Origin of the sequence: Mesorhizobium sp. M4A.F.Ca.ET.020.02.1.1, from assembly GCF_004022645.1 — a bacterium.
Lineage (GTDB): Bacteria > Pseudomonadota > Alphaproteobacteria > Rhizobiales > Rhizobiaceae > Mesorhizobium.
In genome coordinates this window covers 1-7,886 of the sequence record NZ_RZOI01000232.1, presented here as the reverse complement: position 1 = coordinate 7,886, position 7,886 = coordinate 1, and the positions used below count along the sequence as shown (strand labels likewise).

Genomic DNA, 7,886 nt, shown 5'->3' with positions numbered 1-7,886 from the left:
AACCTGAAGCATGCTCGGAACCTGCGGCAGGCGGGCACGGCCGAAAGGGTTCAGCAGGGCGACCGCCAGTTCCGATCTTCCGGGGATGCGGTCGTAATCGACGTGGTATTTTTGCGGCCCACTGGACCCAAAGCTCACGATGACATTGGGGCCGGTCTTGAGTTCCCTCATCTGTTCCAGCGGCAAATTGTTCATGATGGCGCCGTCCACCAGCATATCGCCGTCAGCCGTAAAGAACGGCGGCAGGACACCCGGGAGCGAGCCGGATGCCCGAACGGCTTGCCAGAGTTTCCCACGAAGGTGGACGTGGGGCTGACGGCTGCTCAGATTGGTCGAAAGCGCAAAGAACGGAAGCCAAAGATCTTCGATCAGAACGTCGCCGTATTCCTCCCGAAGGGCTCGATCGAAGGCTTTGTGATCCAGAAGCGCGAAACGCGGCAAGGTGGGGCGCCGAAACGCCCTGCTCTTGACAAATACGTTGTGCGTGCCGCGGTCGATCTGCTCCGCGTCCAACCCTCTTGCGAAGCCGGCCATCATCGCGGCTCCGGAACTCGTCCCGCCGAGATAGTCGAAGCGCGCGCCCGCCTCGACGAAGGCCTTGTAGACGCCCAGATGGGCGCTGCCCAGGGACCCACCCCCCGCCGCCACGAAGCCGCGTGCCTTGCAGGAAATAAATCGGACCAGGCGCTGGATATCAGACGCGTCCTCCAGCGCAACATGATGATGCTGGCCGACATGGGGACGCTCATCGAGCCACGCAGAGGTGCCGGAGACCGCAGCCGAGCGATTGTCGTGAATTAGGACAAGCCGACCGGTCGATGGTGGATGGACCGATAGCGCCAATTCCTCGGACGTGTTCAAGCGAGGCGAGGAGGACGCGTTCGCTACAAGCAGGACGGTATCGGCCTGGCGAATGCAGACTCGTGTCCATTCATTAGGTTCTTCATCGGCGACGTAGACAACGAATTCAGCTTGCGCCTCCAGTTCGTTCAACCAGTTAAGGACCGGCTGGTCGTCGATCGGACGACCCGCGAATTTCGCGTGGACGTCATGCCGGGAAACGAACTGAGCGCGCGTGAGCGCACCGAGCTCTTGCTGTAGGTGCCCGATGAAAACCGGTGAGATGCGACTTCCGCCGGCTGCGATGATGGCAAGCGTTCGGATCTTGGCAGGTTTCTGACGTGACAAAATAGGAGATTGGGTGGCGAACCGGCGCGCCAGAGATGTTGTGACCGCCTCTCTCAGGTTCGGCAGAGCCTCGGCCGCCTTCTCGAAATGATTGCGACTGATTTCAAGGACGATCGAATCGCGCGCTGCAAGGACAGTGGCCGTACGGGGCAGCCCTGCAAAGAAACCAATTTCGCCGACGAGTTCGCCCTGAGCGATCTCGGCGACCGAGCCAATCCCATCTCCTTTGTGTACCGTAAAGCGACCGGACAGCACGACGAAGAACCTGTCCGATGGATCGCCTTCGCGAACCAGGACCTCACCGCGCCTTAGGACCCGACGGTCGGATTCGGCAGCCAAAGCCTCGAGCGCCAGCAACGACGCACGATCGAACATCAATGTCGCCGACAATAGTCTCGCGGCGAGAGAATCGACGGAGGACATTTGAGCCATCCCGGGACGCATTCGCTCCGGTGATTGTATCCCCTACCGCTCGTGTTTGCAGCGTCGCAAGGCGCGATCCGAGCCGAACCGCAACGTTGGCGGCTGGAGCCCGTCTATGGATCAAAATTCTGATGTGCCGACCTTATGCCAAGCATTGGTTCCCTGTGGCGTCTGCGAGGCGCTCGATCCGTGGCAACTGGTGGGTAGCAGCGAGAGGCTTCGGAAGCCTAGGTGTTGTTAACGGGGTAGCGGAGGACCGTTCTCTCCGCTTTCAACAATCGGCACCGGCCCATCTGTCGGTGGGAGCGATGGTAGCGGGAGAGGGACTTGAACCCCCGACCCCAGGATTATGATTCCCGTGCTCTAACCAACTGAGCTACCCCGCCAGGGCGGTGAAAGGCCCGAAATCTGCCTCAAACCGCAAGGCATGTCGGGGCGTTCACCAAGGTCGGCGCGGATATAAGGTTGGCAGGGCAAGCCTGTCAAGCTTCGATACGATCAGTCGCCCGGCATATTCGCGCAACCCCAAAAGCTTTGCCGGACAGGCATCTGATCTGGGCTACCGGGGTTGAGTTCGACCGGGCACGTCGCTATGTCTCGGCCACGAAATTCTAGAGTTTGAACGAATGAAGCCGCGCATTGCAGTCCTCGGTTGCGGATACTGGGGCAGCAACCATATCCGCACCCTCAAGGCGCTCGGCGCCTTGCACGCGGTTTCGGATCTCAATCGCGCCCGCGCGGAAGGCTTTGCCAGCGAGCAGGACTGCCTGGCGATCGAACCGGAGCAATTGTTCACCCGCGACGACGTCGACGCCATCATCATGGCGCTGCCGCCGCAGTTCCATGCCGACATGGCGGTGCGCGCCGTCGAGGGTGGCAAGGACGTGCTGGTGGAGAAGCCGATCGCGCTGACGGTGGCCGACGCCGAGCGCTCGGTCAAGGCGGCCAAGGATAATGGCCGCGTCTTCATGGTCGGCCATGTCCTGCGCTTCCACCCCGCCTTCGAGACGCTCAAGGGTCTGATCGACAATGGCGAGCTCGGCGAGGTGCGCTACATCCATTCGCATCGCCTCGGCCTCGGCAAGTTCCATACCGAGAACGACGCGCTGTGGGACCTCGCGCCGCACGATCTGTCGATGATCCTGGCGATCACCGGCACGGAACCGATCGAGGTCAGGGGCGAGGGCGCGGCGCTGCTCGACAATCTCAGCGACTTCGCGCATCTGCACATGCGCTTTCCCAACGGCCTGCGCAGCCATCTGTTCGCATCGCGGCTCAATCCCTATCGCGAGCGGCGGCTGACGGTTGTCGGCACCAAGGCTATGGCGGTGTTCGACGATGTCGAACCTTGGGAGCGCAAGCTTGCCGTCTATCGCCATGCGGTCTGGCAGGACAGCGGCCAGTGGGCCTTCACTACCAACGAGCCGTCCTATGTGGCGGTCGGTGAAGGCATGCCGCTGACGCGCGAACTCGCGCATTTCATGCAATGCATCGAAACCCGGGCCGAACCCCGCACCAGCGGCGAGGAAGCGATCAGGGTGCTGCGCATCCTGACGGCGGGTACAGTCACCCACACCGGATCTTCATCCTGAGCCTGGCCTAAACCGTCCAGAGGATCGTGGCGATGTGCCGCGCTATTCGGCGGGGATCTGCGCCGGGCGGGCGGCAAGCCGCGTCAGCATGGCCTCGGCCTCGGCGCCGCGCTCCGAGCGTTCGATGAAGCCGCCGCCGAACACGCGCGCCTCGTTGCCGTCGTCGGAATAGAGCACGCAGGCCTGGCCGGGCGCGATGCCCGACTCGCCGTCGACCAGTTCCACCGAGGTGACGCCATCGCGGTGATGCAGCACCGCCGGACGCGGCGGGCGCGTCGAGCGGACCTTGGCGAACAGCTCCAGCCCGCCGGCCGGCACGTCGGCGAGCGGCCCGTCGCCCAGCCAGTTCATGTTGCGCAGATAGATCTTGTGCGTCTCCAGCGCCTCGCGCGGGCCGACGATGACGCGGGCGCGGTCGGCGTCCAGATGGACGACATAGAGCGGCTCGCCGGAGGCGATGCCGATGCCGCGGCGCTGGCCGATCGTATAGCGCAGGATGCCTTCATGGCGGCCGAGCACGCGGCCGTCGATGTGGACGATGTCACCGGGATTGGCGGCGGCCGGCTTCAGCTTGGCGATGATGTCGGAATATTTGCCCTGCGGCACGAAGCAGATGTCCTGGCTGTCCTGCTTGGTGGCGACCGTTAGCCCCATCTCCTCGGCGATGGCGCGAACCTGCGGCTTCGACAGGCCACCCAGCGGAAAGCGCAGATAGTCGATCTGCGCCTGCGTGGTGGCGAACAGGAAATAGCTCTGGTCGCGGTCGGCATCGACCGGGCGGTAGAGCGCGCGATGGGCGCCGTTGGCGCCGGAGCGGATGTAGTGGCCGGTGGCCAAAGCATCGGCTCCAAGGTCCTGCGCGGTTGCCAGGAGGTCGGCAAACTTCACCGTCTGGTTGCACGAAACACAGGGTATCGGCGTTTCTCCGGCGACATAGGAATCGGCGAAGGGATCGATGACCGCCTTGCGGAAGCGCTCCTCGTAGTCGAGCACGTAATGCGGGATGCCGAGTGTCTCGGAGACACGGCGGGCATCGTCGATGTCCTGGCCGGCGCAGCACGAGCCGGCGCGATGTGTCGCCGCGCCATGGTCATAGAGCTGCAGCGTGACGCCGACGACGTCATAGCCTTCGCGCTTCAGGATGCCGGCGACGACAGAGGAATCGACGCCGCCCGACATGGCGACGACGACGCGGGTGTTTTCGGGGCGTCCGGGAAGGTCGAGGCTGTTCATTGTACTTTCGTTCTGCGTGGCGTCTGAATGCCAATGGCCGGAATATAGGTCAAGCACCCGCGTGGCGCCAGCGTCTCCCGGACGGGTCGATTTTTTGCCTGCAAAATCAATGCCCGGCGGCGCATCTCTCAAATGCCGAGGAAAACGCTAACGCGACGTTCACGATCCTTACCTAGTCATTAGGGTTCGCTTAGGCAATTTTTAAAGCTGTGGCGGTACTGTGGCGGGGATTGGGTCTTTGAGTTTTTTGTAGAGAGTACGATGACCGATCTGGTTAGACCGCGAGTCAAGTATGTTATCGGGCCTGACGGCAGCCCTCTTACGATTGCCGATCTGCCGCCGACCAATACACGGCGCTGGGTTATCCGGCGCAAGGCGGAAGTGGTGGCCGCGGTGCGTGGCGGCCTGCTCAGCCTCGAAGAGGCTTGCCAGCGCTACAAGCTCACCACCGAGGAATTCCTGTCCTGGCAAGCGTCGATCGACGAATACGGCCTTGCCGGGCTGCGCACGACGCGCATCCAACAATACCGGCATTGAGGCCTGTTCAGGCTAAACGAAGGGCGCGGTAAACCGCGCCCTTCGTTTTTTGTCGGATCGTCCCGCGCTCAGACTGCCAGCACCACCTTGCCGATCGGCCTGGCGGCGAGGAAGGCATGGGCGTCGCCGGCCCGCGCCAGCGGAAAGCTTTCCGCCACATGCACGGCAAGCTTTCTCGCATCGACCAATTTCCCGAGTTCAATGAGACCGTCGCGATCCGGCACCACCGACATGCGCTCGACGCGGATGCCGCGGGCGCCGGCCGTTGCCCTGGTGGCGTCGTGAACGTTAAGCAGCGACACCAGCATGCCGCCGTCACGCACGACTTTCAGCGACTGGTCGGCATGATCGCCGCCGATTGCGTCCAGCACCAGATCGACATCGCCGACCTTTTCGGTGAAATCACCTGCGGTGTAGTCGACGACCTCGTCGGCGCCGATCGAGCGCACGAAGTCGAGCTTGTCCGGACTGGCGGTCGCTATGACATGGGCGCCGTGCGCCTTGGCGATCTGCACCGCCAAATGGCCGACGCCGCCGGCCGCCGCGTGCACCAGCACGCGCTGACCCTTTCTCAGGCCGCCGTGGCGGACGAGGCCTTGCCAGGCTGTCAGGCCGGCCAGGGGCAGCGCCGCGGCGTGGATGTGATCGATGCTTTCGGGCTTTGGCGCAATCTCATCGGCGGGGGCCACGGCCAGTTCGGCGTAGGCCGCCGCCTGCTTCGGAAAGTGCGGCATGCCGAACACCTGATCGCCAACCTTGAGGCCGGTAACATCGGGGCCAAGCGCCTCGATGGTTCCGGAAATGTCCCAGCCGAGGATGAAGGGCGGCTCGCCGAGCAGCGGATAGTTGCCGCCGCGCACCGCGCCGTCGACAGGGTTGATGCCGGCGGCGCTGACGCGGACCAGCACTTCGCCGGCCTTCGGCGCCGGGTCCGGCCGGTCGGCGATGACAAGGACGTCGGGACCGCCGACGGTATTCTGGGTAACGGCACGCATGAGAGGCTCCTCGATGTTGGTGTGCCGCTATCATTTGGATAGTAATATTCTCTTGTCTAGTATGTACCTTATCTATATATAGGCAGCTCATGGATAGTGATTGCGGCGCCCCCTTCGGCTATGATGCATTCCGGCGGACGTGCCCTTCGCACACCGTGCTCGAAATGCTGGCCAGCAAATGGGTCTACCTGACCGTCTGCGCGCTGCGCCGCGGGCGGATGCGCAATGGCGAGCTGGCCCGCAAGCTCGAAGGCATCACGCCGAAAATGCTGACTCAGACGCTGCGTGTGCTCGAGCGCGACGGGCTGGTGCGGCGGGAGATCTTTCCGGTGATCCCGCCAAGGGTCGAATATGAGCTGACCGATCTCGGCCGGAACCTGGCGGGACTGCTCAATCAGATACAGTCCTGGTCGGAAGAGCACGCGCCCGACATCAAGGCGGCCCGCACCCGGGCATCGATGGACCGTCAAGCGGATCTTGCGACGCTGGACTGAGCGGCCGCCAGGCTCCTGGCCGGCGGTTCGCCGGCTTGCGTCGCGCGGATAGCGCTCGTCGGCGGCTTTACCCGATCATTGCGCTGCGGCCGCCGAGTTCGGCGTCGCGAATCTTGGTGTCGCGTGATTCCAGCATCTCTGCCTTGGAAAGCTCCGCTTCAGCTTCGCCGAGTAATGATTCGGCAGTGCTTCGCTGCTGGGCGAGGTCGCTTTGCGAATTTCTCAGGTTGTCGCGGCGCAGGCGCGCCGCCTTGGCGAAGGTCGGATAGGCAAAATGATTGATGTCGGTGATGCCGGCCTTCTTCTCCTCGGCGGCGATCTGCACCTCCAGTTCGACGGCCATGCGTTCGAACTCGGCGATCATCATGTCGAGCTGCAGCAGCTGCCGCCGCTTCTCATTCACCTGAAACTGTTTCAGCCGAACGAGGTTTTCACGTGACTTCATGATTCGGTACTCCCGGAAACGCACACCCGCACATATCGTCCAATCCGCTCGGAAAGGCCCAAGCGCTGCCCGTATCCCCTGGCTTTCCCCCCACTATGGGAAACAAACTCCTAAAGTTTTTTGCCGTTGGTAACCATTCGTTTACGGGCATTGTTAATCATACGGGCGAGGACTTAAGGCCGGGTAAAAATTCCGGCTTTCGACGGGAAGCCGACCAGCGAGTCCCTGGAGTCACTTAGGCTGGCTTATTAATGTGGTGCATTAGCGGTTTTGGTCTGTGATTCGTTATTAGATTCAAGAGGGTGTAGAAAGGGGTTAAAAAATCTGGTATCGTCCTCGGCACGAAATTAGGTTTTGTTAACCATTCGATGGCACCTTCTGTTCAGGCAATCACTGCTCCGGTCCCGGACGGGTCGTGACATGGTCCGGCAGCAGAAAAGGGGAATGAAATGCGTGTTCTGCTGATAGAAGATGACAGTGCAACCGCACAAAGCATCGAATTGATGCTGAAATCGGAAAGCTTCAATGTCTATACGACCGATCTCGGCGAAGAGGGTGTCGATCTCGGAAAGCTCTACGACTACGACATCATCCTTCTCGACCTCAATCTGCCGGACATGTCGGGCTATGAAGTCTTGAGAACGCTTCGCCTGTCCAAGGTGAAGACGCCTATATTGATCCTGTCCGGCATGGCCGGCATCGAGGACAAGGTGCGCGGCCTCGGCTTCGGCGCCGACGACTACATGACCAAGCCATTCCACAAGGACGAGTTGGTGGCGCGCATTCACGCCATCGTGCGGCGTTCCAAGGGCCATGCCCAGTCGGTTATCACCACCGGCGACCTGGTGGTCAACCTCGACGCCAAGACCGTCGAAGTCGGCGGCCAGCGCGTCCACCTGACCGGCAAGGAATACCAGATGCTGGAGCTGCTCTCGCTGCGCAAGGGCACCACGCTGACCAAGGAAATGTTCCTCAACCA

8 protein-coding genes and 1 tRNA gene are annotated in these 7,886 nt (G+C 62.1%); 4 read left to right on the top strand and 5 right to left on the bottom strand.

Features of this window, described 5'->3' with window-relative positions; all coding sequences use genetic code 11:
• Positions 1–1,611: patatin-like phospholipase family protein (locus tag EN742_RS16215; protein ID WP_189375367.1), on the bottom strand; the 1,611-nt coding region annotated here is incomplete at its 3' end.
• 309 nt (positions 1,612–1,920) lie between these two features.
• Positions 1,921–1,997 (bottom strand) — tRNA-Met (locus EN742_RS16210).
• A 240-nt stretch (positions 1,998–2,237) separates the two neighbouring features.
• On the opposite strand from EN742_RS16210, the gene EN742_RS16205 reads away from it, so the two are divergent.
• Complete coding sequence (locus tag EN742_RS16205; protein WP_126058589.1) at positions 2,238–3,203, top strand: Gfo/Idh/MocA family oxidoreductase; 966 nt, start codon at positions 2,238–2,240, stop codon at positions 3,201–3,203.
• A gap of 42 nt (positions 3,204–3,245) precedes the next feature.
• Here the strand turns inward: EN742_RS16205 and mnmA are convergent, their stop codons facing one another.
• The gene (gene mnmA / locus EN742_RS16200; RefSeq protein ID WP_126058590.1) at positions 3,246–4,436 is read right to left on the bottom strand and encodes a tRNA 2-thiouridine(34) synthase MnmA; all 1,191 of its coding nucleotides are present in this window, start codon (positions 4,434–4,436) and stop codon (positions 3,246–3,248) included.
• A 261-nt stretch (positions 4,437–4,697) separates the two neighbouring features.
• Between mnmA and EN742_RS16195 the strand changes: the two genes are divergently transcribed.
• Entirely contained in the window at positions 4,698–4,973 is a 276-nt protein-coding gene (locus EN742_RS16195; RefSeq protein WP_006203587.1) for a DUF1153 domain-containing protein, read from the top strand.
• A 68-nt stretch (positions 4,974–5,041) separates the two neighbouring features.
• On the opposite strand, the gene EN742_RS16190 is transcribed toward EN742_RS16195, so the two are convergent.
• A complete protein-coding gene (locus EN742_RS16190; protein ID WP_126058591.1) occupies positions 5,042–5,968 on the bottom strand; it encodes an NADP-dependent oxidoreductase in 927 nt (308 codons plus the stop codon).
• Positions 5,969–6,132: 164 nt separating this feature from the next.
• Between EN742_RS16190 and EN742_RS16185 the strand changes: the two genes are divergently transcribed.
• On the top strand, positions 6,133–6,462 hold the full coding sequence (locus EN742_RS16185) for a helix-turn-helix domain-containing protein (protein WP_245455409.1): 330 nt from the start codon (positions 6,133–6,135) through the stop codon (positions 6,460–6,462).
• Between the two features lie 67 nt (positions 6,463–6,529).
• On the opposite strand, the gene EN742_RS16180 is transcribed toward EN742_RS16185, so the two are convergent.
• Positions 6,530–6,907 carry a flagellar export protein FliJ gene (locus tag EN742_RS16180; protein WP_126058593.1) on the bottom strand — a complete coding sequence of 126 codons (378 nt, stop codon included), beginning with the start codon at positions 6,905–6,907 and terminating at the stop codon, positions 6,530–6,532.
• Positions 6,908–7,356: 449 nt separating this feature from the next.
• On the opposite strand from EN742_RS16180, the gene ctrA reads away from it, so the two are divergent.
• A partial coding sequence (ctrA, locus tag EN742_RS16175; RefSeq protein ID WP_148670122.1) for a cell cycle two-component system response regulator CtrA occupies positions 7,357–7,886 on the top strand: 530 nt, incomplete at its 3' end.